Origin of the sequence: Niallia sp. NCCP-28, from assembly GCF_023168165.1 — a bacterium.
In the GTDB taxonomy this organism is placed as follows: Bacteria; Bacillota; Bacilli; order Bacillales; family Cytobacillaceae; genus Niallia.
Map to the genome: position 1 here is coordinate 467,631 of NZ_BQYJ01000003.1, position 13,754 is coordinate 481,384.

Below are 13,754 nucleotides of genomic sequence, written 5' to 3' on the forward strand. Positions count from 1 at the left end.
TCGGAGTGGGGTCTTTTTATAGGATTTGTTAAAAAGAAAAAGAACCCATTTAAGAGTTCCTTTGGAGGCAGGCATCTTATTCAATTAATGCCCCTTTTTGAAAAATCAAAAAAGGAATTGAACTTCTATGTAAAATTCATATAAGAAATAACAGCCAAATCCAAATAATAAGATTCCTGCAACGATAGATGTCCACTTAATCATTTGACGATTCATTATTTTTCTTGTGATTGAAACAATTGTTAACAGACCAATATCGTGTAATAAAATGCCTGTGATAATCCCTGCTGCTACAATGATAAAACTAATTGATTCACTTCCTGCATATGAATCTGCTAATACAGTTCCAAATACAGAAATCCAAAATACTAAATTTCCAGGAGAAACAGCTACAAGTAAACCGTTTTGATATGTTTTAACAAGCGATTTATTGACTTTTTCACCTGCCATAGTGATATCCTTATCCGCATTTTTTATAGAATCATAGGCTAGTATAAATAAAAAGACTGCTCCTATAATCCATAATGGCATCTGTATATAGGAAATTGCCAATACTTTAGCTAACCCGAAATAAAGTGCTAATATAAGTAGCAAATCAATCGTCATTCCCCCGATACCTACTGCCCACCCGTGCATAAAGCCATTTTTCAAACCTTGTTTCGTCATTTCAACTGTAATTGCCCCTACTGGCATTGCAATAGCAAGCCCCACCATTACATAAGCAAAATACAAACTCACATAAACACTTCTTTCACCTCATAAGATTGCTTCTTTCGTCCGTTTATATGAATTATTATACATCTTAATAAATAAAAATTAAATATTATCTAGAGTGTTTTAATAAGCTTTTTTAACAAATCCGGCTGCCTTTTGCGAAAAAAATTGAAAAATAGAGTCTATACGGTAGAAAGGGAATAAGATAGGCAAGGTGGAAAGATTGAGTACATCAAAAAACAATTAGGCAAAAATGAAGAAAATACAACTTGGTTCAAAAGGGTTATTATAGGAGCATCAATAACAGCAATATGCACTGGGGAATTTGCAGAGCACTTGCTATTTTTTTATAACTTGCTTCAGAAATAAGGTAGTTAGTACAGGCGGACAAGCACATTGGCAAAAAGCTGGCATAAAGTATAGGGAGTGTTGTTAATGGAAAGAGGACACTATCTATCATATTAGCTTTTGTTAACCAGATATTTGTTTATTATGGATTTTATACAATACCAGGAACATTAGATGATCGGGAAATAATTTTAACGAATGGATTTACTTTTGTCGCAGCCACAATTGCATGGTTTAAAAATAACTAACTGCAAAAGGCAAGAAACAAAAAGAAGGGATAAAAGCAAATAATTTAACAAAAGGAAAGTAGAGAGCACCTAAATAGACGCTCTTTTTCTTTTGGGGAGGTAGTTCCATGTTCAGACGATTAAAAAATCTCTTCTTATTATTTTGCAAAGAAGATTCAGCTGAACAAGAAATCTTATTAGATGAAAAATATTAAAAAGGAGATGTTTCAAATGGCATTCACACCATATTATCATGAAAGAAATTTAAAAAACCTTGCACAACTTGGAGATAATACAAAGAAAAAAGCAATAGAATGGTATAAATATTTAATTGAAAATGAAATTAACGTATTGATCTATGAAACTATCCGTTCTGTAGAAACACAAAGAGAAAATGTTCGTAAGGGTGCTTCACAAACAATGAAGTCATTTCATATTGTAGGTCAAGCATTGGATTTTGTAATGGTTGATTCTAAAGGAAATGCTTTATGGACTGGCTACGACTCTTCGGATGCTAAAAAGGCTATTTCTAAAGCTAAATCATTAGGATTTGAATGGGGTGGAGATTGGTCAGGGTTTGTTGATAAACCACATTTACAGTACAACTATAAAGGATATGACACAGATACCTTTAACACAAAAGGTGATGCTATTTCTTTAACTGCTGGAAAAAGTACGACTACTGTTACAACAGTCCCTGAAAAATCCACAAATCCTTCTGTTGTATATGAAGCTCATGTGCAAGGTATTGGGTGGCAAGGCAAAAAAAGAAATGGAGAAACGGCTGGAACGACTGGAAAGTCTTTAAGAGTCGAAGCTGTAACTGTTAAACTAGAAAACACAAATGCAGAATTAGAAATGCAAGGCCATGTTCAAGGTATCGGATGGACAACTGTAAGGACAAATGGGGAAGTTGTCGGTACTATTGGAGCGAAACTCCGTTTAGAAGCAATTAAACTAAAAGCATCTGGTTTAAACATCCAATACAGAGTACATGTAGAAAAAGACGGATGGACAGCTTGGAAGAAAAACGGAGAAGTCGCAGGCACTATTGGTCAGAAAAAAAGAATTGAAGCAATTCAAATTAAGTTGTCATAAAATAAACAGGATGATTAAAAATTATATAGTGATCAGCTTTACCAAAAGTTTACTCTTCAGAGAGGATTTTATTTTTTGTATAAAATAGATGAAATGTATATATACTAGTTGTACATCATGAAGAAACACAAAAGCCCTGCTTTTCGAAGTAGGGTTTATTTTTTTGTATAAACTATATGGGATGGATAAATGCTAGTTGTGTAATGCTATTATTTTTCGCGATGCCCTGCTTTTTGGAGTGAGGGCTTTTTTATTTATAGTTTTTTTAGTTAGACTACTATTTGAAAAAAGATTTAAAATAAAAGTAACCGCTAGGGGTTAATGAATAAGAAATGTTAACTAAAAAGTATTCTTTTCCTAGTGAGAGGGATATTTTTTTATAAAATATTTATAATCTAATTAGGCGGTATCCAGATGAAAATGGAAATGCCAATCGGATTTTTATCTAGTATTTGTATGAAAATAAGGTGCTTGGATGATTTAATATAACAGATAACGAACCTACAGAAAGTATTTTGGAAAAAGAATATAAGCAAATTTTATTTCTATAAACAAGAGGTGTTAGTGTGTCAGAACAACATTATTGGGAAAATAAATGCAGTAATAATAAAAAGCCCAACTCGTTTTTGAGAAGGGCCTTCCTATTATTTTTTATCAAAAGTTACATCATGATCTTTTGCTAATTTCTTTAAATCTGACTGATATTCACGCATTCCTTTACGAGCATCTGTTAGCTGGTCATTCGCATCAGCAATTAACCCCATATCACCTTTTTCTAGAGCATCTGTAATATTAACAAATGCGGAACTTTGGAGGTTTGCAACATCAATATATTGTTCATGAATTTTTGATACCGCATCTGTTTCTACACTTATTGCTTCAAGTTCTTTTACAAATTCATTATAGGTGGGTATTACTTCTTCAATTATCGTATTGTAAGTAGTTAGATCATCTGTATAATTACTGCCAGTTACACTATCGTATGCATCCATTGCATCCTTTTCTAATTTGGCAACAGCCGGTAAATCTTCATTTACATAATTGATCAAATCCTCTTGCACTGGATCATTTCCACAACCAGCTAACAGCAATAAAAGAGTAGTTGCTAAAAATATAATCTTTTTCATTTAGTTCCCCCCTTAATCTATATGTATGTGCATTGTTTTGTCCTTTATATATAAAAAAATATTATATGTTTGATTTGAAGCAAAGCGCTATAAATGAATTGCTGTTACCGTCACTGCGTTAAACTTTTAATGCGATGAGGGTCAGGAACTTTTTTCCAGATTATTATCTTGTTCTAAATCGATTTCAATTTTAATTCCTCTTTTAATCTAACTTTATAAAAGCCTGCAATTATTAATGTTTCAAAACAGAGTATTTATTTCGGTTTCTTATTTATTTACCAAACTTATGGTCAGAACTTGACTAGACCTAAACAGATACTAAAACCTAAAAAAATGAATAATACGCCTGCTGTTAAGTGGGTGAATATAATTTGTTTTGGTGGACAGCCTAATGCAAACCCAAGAGGAATATGTCGCAAATTTTAAAGTATTTAAGAATGATGAGTCGATTAAAATTATTGATATCAAGGGGAGAAGATAAAAAAATTCTTCAGCGAACATAAATTATTTGTGTGGAAATACGCCAAGTTTTTAGTTGTTCTGGCCTATGATGACAGGTTCGGCTTTATAGAACTAGATAAATTAAAAACTCAAAAGAGGTAATGTTAGTGGCAAAAAGAGTTGTAGTAACAAAAGCGGTAAGGCGAAACCAAGAAGTATTGCAAGTGCTAACAGTATTTGAGGAAGGAAAATGGAAGCAAGAAGTGCGAAAAGAAAATTCATATAGCAAGCAGCATGGAGTAATTTATTGAAGTGGCGGGCTATATGAGTATAAGCAAACAAAATTTGTATTATGTTTTTTTGAAAATGAATGGAGGAGGACAAGGGGATTTAAATAAACTTATTAAGTTTCCAGAGTGTTGAAAAAGTTTGATAGTAAAAAATCAGGCTGAATGAAAACGTTTGACTATCGAGGAATCCCACTTTTTGAGGAGCAGAGTTACCGTTTGTTGGTAATGAGCACCGCAAAAAAGGGGAGTGACGAAGAGAGCGAACGTTTTTCAACAGCCTGGTTTCCAAATTTATTTTTTTGATTTTTTCGCCATATAAAAGAAACAACAAAGTTTATTGTGAAACTAAAAATCTAAGTGTTACAATCAATGACTTTTCTTTTAAGAGCAAGTCAAGTATATCAATAAACTTGCTTTTAGCATTTATAACAGATTCTGTATAGTTCTTTCAGTATTCTTCTTAATACGCAAAATAAGATATTCAGTTTGAAGCTGGGACCATACGAAACCACCAATCATTAATGCAATAAACAGTTTGAAATCTTGTTTTACTTCTTTTCGTCTATTTAGACTAATGGAAAGTATTACTACAATGACATGAAAAAACATGGTGAATATCCCTTGCATGCAATTAACTCCAATCTAATTTTTTTTATTATTTGTCAGTGCAAAAAAGTATGCAAGTAGTTGGAATTTCCTCAAAATGAGTATAAAGAAGAATTAAGTAGAAATTAGCAAAAAAAGCACCATGCTTAATTGCCAGGTGCACCAGAAGGAAAATAATAAGGAGGAATTTTGAGCCATCCTCGTTTTAACATCATATTTTTTAATGAAGTTCCAAATTTTAATAATTCGTAAAATGTTGCTAATAATATTTGTCCAGCATCGTTTCTCATTGATTCTGCCAATGCTTGTCCTAGTAAGGTCATTTCTGCTGCCACTTTTACAGATATTAAATTTGCAATTTCATCCTCTGTTTGCTTTACGCCTTGAGGGACCGCATTTGGGTCTGAGTTTGGTTTTGGTAATGGTGGTTTAGTTAATGGAATTCCTTCATTTTTCATAAATTTGCTTAACTTCTGTATTGTAGATTTTGAAAGTGATTCCCCATGTTGAAGAACGTGTCTTAACTCTTCATCCTTAGTTGTATTTAAGGCTATCTGGTAAAAAGTAATCCCTTCTTCCAGCATAGTAAGTAGCAGCCAGAAATTGGTCACTTCACCGGTATGTAAAGGATACTTTTTATCATAATTTTCATATGGGAATACAAAGTCCTTAAATGATTCAAATATATTAGTCATTTCTTTTTACGTGCTCCTTCTAATTGGTATCTAATATCTACGCACATTTAGTGTAATGAGTATTGTAAAAATTATATTAATTTATTCCACTTCTATATATCTTTGTTTATTATGTGTAATTATAAGAAAAGTATGTAAACAATAAACTTTTCACCAAGGAGATGGAAACATAAGAGATAAGTTTAGGCAGGAAGTAAAATGCAACGAGGCTGCTATAGAAAACACTTTAAGCCTATGGATTTGATTCGTTTTTTTCATAAAGTTTGCCAATGGAAAGTTATAAGTTAGTTAGACCTTTGAAGTTTGAATTTCACAGTTGTTGATACTTCAAAATGAAATAATCTAATTGTTGGCTGAATTGAACAATATTGAAGTCGTTAAATCCTGCCTTTAAGGATGTTGTTTGATAAAATGTGTGATGAATAAGCATAGGGAATTTCTTCTTATGGCTTCTTGAATAAGGGAATTGCGAAAATTATGAATGTTAATTTATAGTAAGGGGTGTTAAAGAGAGAAATATGAGAATTTTGCATGTTTTATTTAAATGGTCCTAATTTCCATTGAAAAGTCAATAGGAATATTTTAGTATTTTAGGTAAGCCTTATAATTAATATAAAGAGAGTGATTTTATGAAACCGTTATTAAATATTCCTTATCAATCATGGATTCTTTCCTTTGCTATACTTATAATCCCTATGTTAACTGAGACAATATTTGAGGATTCGGTAAGAACCGTGTTAACTGAGAATGAAGCTGAAATGATATGGCTTATCACTCTCTTGCCCTCTGTATTTTTTAGCTATTATAAAGGTTTGCATGGAGGAGTATTTATAGCAGTAGTTTCAATAACTACTAACATATTATTTGAGATAACAGAAGCCTTTCAACAAAACGGTTTACAGCGACATGACATAAGTGTAACGATATTAGGAGTAGTTCTTCAAATAACAATTGTAATTAGTATTGGGCTTTTAGCTGATAAATTAAAACATAAAGAATTAATATTAGAACAATTAAATTCAGCACTGGAAAAGTTATCTATAGTTGATGAACTAACAGGACTAGCTAATCGCAGAGGGCTTTTAACATTAAGTGAACAAATTGTTACCGATAAATGTCAGCATATTTGCTTATTTATTGATTTAGATGGATTTAAGTGCATTAACGATAGGTACGGTCACGGTATAGGAGATGAGGTATTAAAAATAACAGCTAAACGGTTACAGGATTGTCTGCGAGAAGCTGATATTGTAGGAAGAATAGGTGGAGATGAATTCGTCTGTTTAATAAAAAACTCTAATAAAAATAACGTTAAACATATTGCTAAAAGAATAATAACCTCATTATCGACACCTGAATTAATTTCAGGACATCAACTAGTGGTTACACCGAGTATCGGTATTGCCATTTCTCCTTTTGATGGCAATAATATGAAAGAACTCTTAAAAAATGCTGATTCAGCTATGTATGAGGCAAAAAAGTTAGGGAAAAACAATTTTTTCTTTTATGAAAAAGGGGCTTAACTTTTTAGTTAACTGTTACATAATTATAACTGAAAACGAAAAGAAGTTGGGACACAACTAATTAGATACTCTGTAAAGACGAATAATCTCTAAGTTAGCTTTAAAATAAAGGCTGGTTTCGCACTCTTGGTTACTTGTGTTTTTAAATATAAGTCAAGTGTAAAAACTAATTCGTTCCATTGCGCTACAGACACTCCTTTTCCGCGGATCAGCGCGATTCCCACGGAAAGCGAAGTGTATTCAGGCTGCGGGTAATTGGCAATACATAAGCTCATTACCTGCGTTCTAGAAAAGAGTTCGAATGAAAGCAAAGTGAGATAATATCTTAAAGTTTGATTAATTGCTTTTCTTATTGAATATTTTTGTGCGAGCCATCACAGTTGGGCTGCTTTTGAGATAGTCCACAAGTGCAATCATTTAATCCTTTTCCATCGAGAATTTTCTGCATATATTTTTCAACCCTTGAATTTCGGGTTTTGGATTGTTTGGGTTGAGAGAAATAAAAAATGTATGCTCTTTGCCTTCCTGGTGTCAATGATTCAAAAGCAGCTTTAAAAGCAGGCATTTCATTGAATTTATTTTGAAGCTCTTCAGGAATTATGAAATCTTTATGCTCTTTCATTTTTACTTCCAAACCGGCTTTTTCAACTTCAAGTGCTTCATAAATATAGGCTTTTAAGATGGTTTCCATTTCCACTATTTCTTGAACATTGGTGAACCGAATCTGGCGGGCTGCTTGTACATTCTCCGTTTGTTGTATGAGAATCCCATGGGTATCCTTCAACAAGGCACCTTTGTGAAACAGAAGCGCACAATATTCTTTAAATCCATGTATTAAAACGATGTTTTTTTTCTCAAAAGTGTAACATGGATGCATCCACTTGAATTCTTCAGTCAGTTCACAGTCAAGAACGATACCTCTTAACTTTTCATATTCTTCCTTCCACTTTTTAGCTTTACTTAAAAATTCATCAACCTTAGGATTCATTTTATTATTTGTCATCAAGGGACACTCCTTTTCAATTTTTCGATCAGTTAACAGCCAAAAATGATTATTCTCAATTTCTCCAACTTTCTATAGTAGGACATTATTTGGCATCGTGTCAAGCAAATCTGGCTTGGGAAGTTACAGGAGACTATCTGCTTATAGTTTAATAAGAAAAGCCGGAATCAAAGTAATTTAAATCGATTATTGATTTCGAACCTTTAAAATGATTTAGCATCTTATATAAAAGATGTATTTTTGTCGTTAAATGACGAACGATAATGTTTGTCCATTTATTTTCTTTCTCTGATAATTAAGAGGAAGGGAAGGGGATTTTAATTGAATAATACAATGAAATTATTGTTATTAAAAGAAGAAGAACTAATATTTAAAGAAGATATCAACTTGGCAAATCAAGAATTATTATTAAGCGAAAAATTGAATGCAAATATTCTTGATGAAGAAATACCAAAAAAGCTTGAAAAAATAAAAATTCAAAGGAAAATATTGCGGGATAAAAATTTGGAGCTACATCATAAAATTAGAGGATAATTGTTTAAGGTATTCGTTTATACGGATGCCTTTTTATGTTAGAGAAAAAAAGGGGGGAGATGATGCCAAACAGAGTGAAAGTTGCTGGCATAGAGTAGGGGGGAATTAACAAGTTTTGTATCAACATAAATAATAATTGTAATTATAGGGGACAGTGCAATAGTAATTAGGCGTTATTGATCTTGCAGAAGAGATGAGACCAGTATTTGTCGCTGAGCTAGTACATGTATGCTTAGATCAAGCTGGTTATGGTGACCATGCTGATATTTTGTTGCAAGATTCTCAATAGTGCTACATCAAGTGATAAAAGATAATAAATTAGATTTCTAAAAAATGAGCACCTATCCGATAAGATAAATGCTCATGAACTTGTTTATTTCTCAGTGCGAACGCCTTTGAATTTTCCACCAGTTGTTTTTTGATCCATGAGCCTGTTTACATTTAATGTAAAAAAATCTGCTTTTTAGGTAATGCTAAAGATTTTTCTATGTTTTAAAAAAGCGCCACAGGCTTTATGTGAATATATTTAAAGAATGCAGGACAATTTTACAAGTTATCAAGCCCTATTCAAGCCTTGTTTATTAGAAATCACATTTTATTAAGGACTTTTGTTTGTATTGTTTTTATAGATTCATAGGAGTATAAACCTAAATTAGAAGTGTTTTTTTGCTATAAAGAGGAGATTTTATGATATAATTTTGAAAGTTTCTTTTGAAATTACGTGAAGTGAAAATGATAGCTAGTTATTTTTTGAAAAGAGAATAAGGAGCGATAAAGGCAAATTCATCGAAAGGTGAAGACGCAAAACTATAGGGACTAAGGTCGAAAGACGATGTCAGCCAGTTACCGATTTTTTTATAAAGGAAGCTAATCGGTAATAGATTAGTTTTTTTGTTTTTGCTGAAAAAATAAAAAAAGATAACGGTTGGCGTCTGCAATCCGATGGAGATCTTATCCATTTAGGATGAAACGAAAAGAAAGAGGAGGAAGATGTATGGCGTTATTTCAGACAGACAGAAATAATAAAGCTTTTATTATTACTTTAGGAGGATTTGCAGAAACAGATAAGGCTTCCAACTTTGTGGAAAATTTAAAAAAAGCAGTTTCTGAGATTGATGTGAAAAATTTTAGTTTAATAGTAGATTCAGCAGAATTGCGAACATTTAAAACGGAAATTTTGCCCGTTCTTGAAGCAAGCTATTCTTTATATATGAATTTAGGATTTAAAAAAATTCTTATGGTTACACCAAAAAGAGTGACACCGAGGCTGCAGCTGAAACGAATAGCCAAAAAAGTTCATTTTTCAGGTATATTTATGAATACTCTCCAAGAGGCACGGAGCGCTGCAAAAAGCGATTGATCTTTTGATGAAAAACATCCTGCGTACTGGCTGATCATCACCAGGTGTCATGCTTATTAAAAAATGCCGACGAATTTATTTAATAAGACCACTTTTTATCTCGCATGAACGGGCAGTAAGACTCCCGCCTCAAGATGATGAGAGAAAAGGAGAAATCTAGGCGGGGGATGAAGAAAACTTCCACTGATTGAAGTTTCACTTTATCAAAATAAGGAGAGAAAACAAATGAAAGTAAGTGCAATCCTAAAAGAGGTAGCTGTATATCATCCAGATACAGTGGTAAACAATGATTATTTTATCCGCCATTTTCAGCGCCAAGGAAAAGATATTGAACATCTGCTTGATGCTCTTGGAAGGGAAAAGAGGTATGTAGCCGATTATCAAAGGGAAACAACTTTAACCATGGCGATTGAAGCCTCCAAACAAGTTCTAGAAAAAAGCAGATTATCTGGTGAAGATTTAGATATGATTGTGTTTGTATCAGGCACACCTGAATATTTTTGGCCGCCAAATGCTGTTGCCATTCATCAAGCCCTGCAAGGAAAAGAAGAGGTGATTGTCTATGATATGAATGCAGCATGTGTAGGAATGGTTGTCGCACTGGAACAAGTAAGCCGCAATATGCTGGCTAATCCAAATATCCAGCGTGCTCTTGTGGTAGGCTCTGAACAAATGCATCGATATGCAAAACAAGAAGATCCAGTGACATATGCTAATTTTGGGGATGGGGCAGCTGCTGTTATTATTGAAAAAAGCAGTGATGGAGAAAATGGGTTTATTGACTCTACATATAAAGTAAATACGGAGTCTATTGATAAAATTGTTTTTCCAGCATGTGGGGTTTCTAATATGTTTAAGTCAGATACAACAGAAACGGACAAGCAAATCAAATGGGAAAATGTCAATAATGATAATGCATTTATGTCTACGATAGAACTAATTGAAAAACTTTTAAATAGAAATCATTTATCCACTAAGGATATTCAAGCATTTTGCTTTTCCCAATTATCAAGGAAAAATATTTATAAAATACAACAAGCATTCCAAGAAGACAGTGAAAAGTTCCTTATTGTCGGCACGGAATATGGTTATACAGGTTCTGCAAGTCCTTTTATGGTTTTGGAACAGGCGGTAAAAATAGGTCAAGTAAAAAGGGGAGATTATGTAATCTTTTGGTCAGTAGGGGCAGGATCCACAGCCTGCGCCGTACTATATAAATATTAACATTGTTGGGAAACAAGGCATCCAATAGTTGAGAAATCGACTTTGAACAAAAATACAAATCAAAAGATTTTAGGAGTATTAAAATGAAAATAAAAAAAATATCTGATCTGATTGCATCCAGCCAGTTTAAAGTGCATGTAATCCCTTCTATTATCATCGGCGCTTTTATATTTACAAGCATGCTAACAGAAAATCAATTTGCAGAGTTTTTGATTATAGCGCTAGGGGTAATTGCTTATATTGCTTTAAGCTTGTGGTCATCTATCCGTTTAACTGAAAAATTAAATATAATTATGCAATACACGAAGGACTTAGAATCAGGAAATTTAGCAGAAACAATCGAAGTAAACAGCCAAGATGAATTTGCGTTGATTTCCAGTTCTCTAACGAAAACGATGAATACAATGCAGCAGCTTATGAGGGAAGTGAAGGCAAAAATATCGAGTGTAGACAGCAATTCTGATGAATTATCGGCAACGATTACGGAGCTGATTTATATAATGGAAGATGTAAAAGAAACAACAAATGACATGGCGCAAGGTTCGATAGAATTAAGTGCTACTACCCAGCAAATTGGTGCATCGGTAGAACAAATCGAAGCTTCTACTAGGCTATTAGCTGAAAAAGCAACTGAAGGGGAAAATACAGCAGAAGAAATTAAGGAGAGAGCAACAAAAGTAAAAGAAGTCGCCAGAGCTTCTGCTGCATCTTCTTATGATATATATGCAGAAAAAGCGGAAAAGATTAAAGGAAGCATCCAGCAAGCGGCAGTGGTGGAAGAAATAAAAATATTGGCTGATACGATCGGAAATATTGCGGGACAGACCAATCTTCTAGCTTTAAATGCATCGATTGAGGCAGCAAGGGCAGGAGATGCTGGCAAAGGTTTTGCGGTTGTTGCAGAAGAAATCAGAAAGCTGGCAGAACAATCTTCCAAATCGGTCAATAATATTCGCAACATTACAAGCCAAGTACAGAATGCTTTTTCTGATCTAATAGATAATTCAAAAGAAATATTAGACTATATGGACACTAAAGTGAAACCAGATTATGAAAAATTAGTGCAAATTGGGGAACAGTACGAGCATGATGCAGAATTTATTAATCAAATGTCCTATGAAATTGCCCAAGCATCAAGCGAAATGGCTAATGCCATTGAAGAAGTAAATATAGCCATTCAAAGCGTAACCGCAACGAGCCAACAATCTGCAGCAGGAACAGAAGAAATCTTGCATAATATCTCAGAGGTCTCTTTGGCGATTAAAGAGACGGCGGAAATGGTAGAAAATCAAAACACTGTCACGAACGATTTGAAAAAACTTGCAAAACAATCTAGGGTGTAAAACAAGCTGAACATCATGTTAACGAGCCATGAGAGGTTTTGAATGTGTGAAAAATCATCCTAATGGAAAAGAATCAGCTTCTGATAAAAAATAAAAAAGAATGGAAGAGAATGCTGCATAACCATACCTAATAAATAGCCTTCTCTTAGCGTTAAAAAGCCAGCAGACCAATCTATCTAGGATTTGTCTGCTGGCTTTTTTAGTTATTTATGCGCTCAGATGGCCTGCTTTCTGCTGTTGTCGTCCGATGCATTAGAAATGATTTTTTTCTTTTCCGCATCGTACACAGGCATTGGAATAATAGCTGAATTTATGTTTCCTTTTAAAAAAACAAATAATAGACATCCATTTCACTTGGAATCACCTTATTTCGATTTTTATCCTAATATGATTTTACAATTGAAATATGAATAAATGATGAATAGTTTATTAAAGAAAAGAGAAAAAATGGATAAATAATCAGATTTGCAAAATGTATAAGGGATGCTTGGTATTAAAAATTACTCTTCCTATTAGTAGAATAATGGTGAATCAGCTTATATACCCAAAAGTGAAGCGAATCGTATATTTTTTAAAAAAATCGTGCAATCTAAAAGGAAAAAGGGAGAATTGTATGTCACTCAAAAATCAATGGTTACTTAATATTGCGATGGTTGCGATGGCATGGCTATCGCTGTTTTTCCTTGGGAAGCGCAATATAAAAAGATTTTTTTTATCGTCCATTCTTATTGTGATAGTAGAAGGACTTACTGTGCAAATTGGAAAAAAACGCAAGTGGTGGGTTTTTTACAATAATCCACATTCTTATTTTTCAGGAGAATTTCCCTTTAATATAGGACCACATTTAGTTGGATCGATGTGGATATTAAAATGGACCTATGGGAATTTTAAAAAGTTTATCATGGTTAATGCTGTAGTAGATGCGTTCTTTACATTTCCAGTCATCAATTTTATGAAAAAAATAAAAATGACGAAATTAAAAAGATTGAGCAATGGCGGTTTTTTCTTATTTATCTTTTCGAAGTGTTTTTTGCTGTATGGATTTCAATATCTGGTGGAAAGAAAAAGGTAGGTGCAGAAAAACTTTACCTAATCGATAATCAAGATGAAGCAGAAAGATACAAGGAGCATAAAAGAAATTTATATCAAAACTGCTCTGATAACGTTAAACTATATCAAAAAAGAAGGCTTCTGTTATTAGTAAATTAACGGACAAAGCAC

General features: G+C 33.1%; 15 protein-coding genes and 1 riboswitch. Of the genes, 9 read left to right on the plus strand and 6 right to left on the minus strand.

Features of this window, described 5'->3' with window-relative positions:
- Positions 1–105: 105 nt before the first annotated feature.
- The gene (locus tag NCCP28_RS11605) at positions 106–738 is read right to left on the minus strand and encodes a LysE family transporter (RefSeq protein ID WP_248561559.1); all 633 of its coding nucleotides are present in this window, start codon (positions 736–738) and stop codon (positions 106–108) included.
- A 395-nt stretch (positions 739–1,133) separates the two neighbouring features.
- On the opposite strand from NCCP28_RS11605, the gene NCCP28_RS23800 reads away from it, so the two are divergent.
- Complete coding sequence (locus tag NCCP28_RS23800; protein WP_375709403.1) at positions 1,134–1,310, plus strand: phage holin; 177 nt, start codon at positions 1,134–1,136, stop codon at positions 1,308–1,310.
- 210 nt (positions 1,311–1,520) lie between these two features.
- Positions 1,521–2,387 (plus strand): M15 family metallopeptidase, encoded by an 867-nt coding sequence (locus tag NCCP28_RS11610; RefSeq protein ID WP_248561560.1) that lies wholly within the window; start codon positions 1,521–1,523, stop codon positions 2,385–2,387.
- A gap of 644 nt (positions 2,388–3,031) precedes the next feature.
- Here NCCP28_RS11610 and NCCP28_RS11615 read toward each other — a convergent pair.
- Complete coding sequence (locus tag NCCP28_RS11615; RefSeq protein WP_248561561.1) at positions 3,032–3,514, minus strand: hypothetical protein; 483 nt, start codon at positions 3,512–3,514, stop codon at positions 3,032–3,034.
- Between the two features lie 608 nt (positions 3,515–4,122).
- Here NCCP28_RS11615 and NCCP28_RS11620 point away from each other — a divergent pair.
- Complete coding sequence (locus NCCP28_RS11620) at positions 4,123–4,266, plus strand: hypothetical protein (protein ID WP_248561562.1); 144 nt, start codon at positions 4,123–4,125, stop codon at positions 4,264–4,266.
- Between the two features lie 402 nt (positions 4,267–4,668).
- On the opposite strand, the gene NCCP28_RS11625 is transcribed toward NCCP28_RS11620, so the two are convergent.
- The 3 genes from NCCP28_RS11625 to NCCP28_RS23805 form a co-directional block, all read right to left on the minus strand.
- Positions 4,669–4,872: a hypothetical protein gene (locus NCCP28_RS11625; RefSeq protein WP_248561563.1), complete on the minus strand. Its 204-nt coding sequence runs from the start codon at positions 4,870–4,872 to the stop codon at positions 4,669–4,671.
- Positions 4,873–4,997: 125 nt separating this feature from the next.
- A complete protein-coding gene (locus tag NCCP28_RS11630) occupies positions 4,998–5,546 on the minus strand; it encodes a DUF3231 family protein (protein ID WP_248561564.1) in 549 nt (182 codons plus the stop codon).
- Between the two features lie 310 nt (positions 5,547–5,856).
- Entirely contained in the window at positions 5,857–5,976 is a 120-nt protein-coding gene (locus NCCP28_RS23805; protein ID WP_375709393.1) for a Spo0E family sporulation regulatory protein-aspartic acid phosphatase, read from the minus strand.
- 199 nt (positions 5,977–6,175) lie between these two features.
- On the opposite strand from NCCP28_RS23805, the gene NCCP28_RS11635 reads away from it, so the two are divergent.
- Complete coding sequence (locus NCCP28_RS11635) at positions 6,176–7,069, plus strand: GGDEF domain-containing protein (RefSeq protein ID WP_248561565.1); 894 nt, start codon at positions 6,176–6,178, stop codon at positions 7,067–7,069.
- A 349-nt stretch (positions 7,070–7,418) separates the two neighbouring features.
- Here NCCP28_RS11635 and NCCP28_RS11640 read toward each other — a convergent pair whose 3' ends face one another.
- A complete protein-coding gene (locus tag NCCP28_RS11640) occupies positions 7,419–8,072 on the minus strand; it encodes a DUF1801 domain-containing protein (protein WP_248561566.1) in 654 nt (217 codons plus the stop codon).
- Positions 8,073–8,393: 321 nt separating this feature from the next.
- Between NCCP28_RS11640 and NCCP28_RS11645 the strand changes: the two genes are divergently transcribed.
- The 5 genes from NCCP28_RS11645 (at position 8,394) to NCCP28_RS11665 (ending at position 13,605) form a co-directional block, all read left to right on the plus strand.
- Positions 8,394–8,606, plus strand: a complete 213-nt coding sequence (locus NCCP28_RS11645; RefSeq protein ID WP_248561567.1) for a hypothetical protein — start codon at positions 8,394–8,396, stop codon at positions 8,604–8,606.
- Positions 8,607–9,372: 766 nt separating this feature from the next.
- Positions 9,373–9,457: riboswitch (cyclic di-GMP riboswitch) on the plus strand.
- A 143-nt stretch (positions 9,458–9,600) separates the two neighbouring features.
- Entirely contained in the window at positions 9,601–9,966 is a 366-nt protein-coding gene (locus tag NCCP28_RS11650; protein ID WP_248561568.1) for a hypothetical protein, read from the plus strand.
- 225 nt (positions 9,967–10,191) lie between these two features.
- A complete protein-coding gene (locus NCCP28_RS11655; protein WP_248561569.1) occupies positions 10,192–11,190 on the plus strand; it encodes a ketoacyl-ACP synthase III in 999 nt (332 codons plus the stop codon).
- Between the two features lie 83 nt (positions 11,191–11,273).
- Positions 11,274–12,533, plus strand: coding sequence for a methyl-accepting chemotaxis protein (locus tag NCCP28_RS11660; protein ID WP_248561570.1), 1,260 nt, complete (start codon positions 11,274–11,276; stop codon positions 12,531–12,533).
- Positions 12,534–13,146: 613 nt separating this feature from the next.
- Positions 13,147–13,605 carry a hypothetical protein gene (locus tag NCCP28_RS11665; protein ID WP_248561571.1) on the plus strand — a complete coding sequence of 153 codons (459 nt, stop codon included), beginning with the start codon at positions 13,147–13,149 and terminating at the stop codon, positions 13,603–13,605.
- Positions 13,606–13,754: the final 149 nt, after the last annotated feature.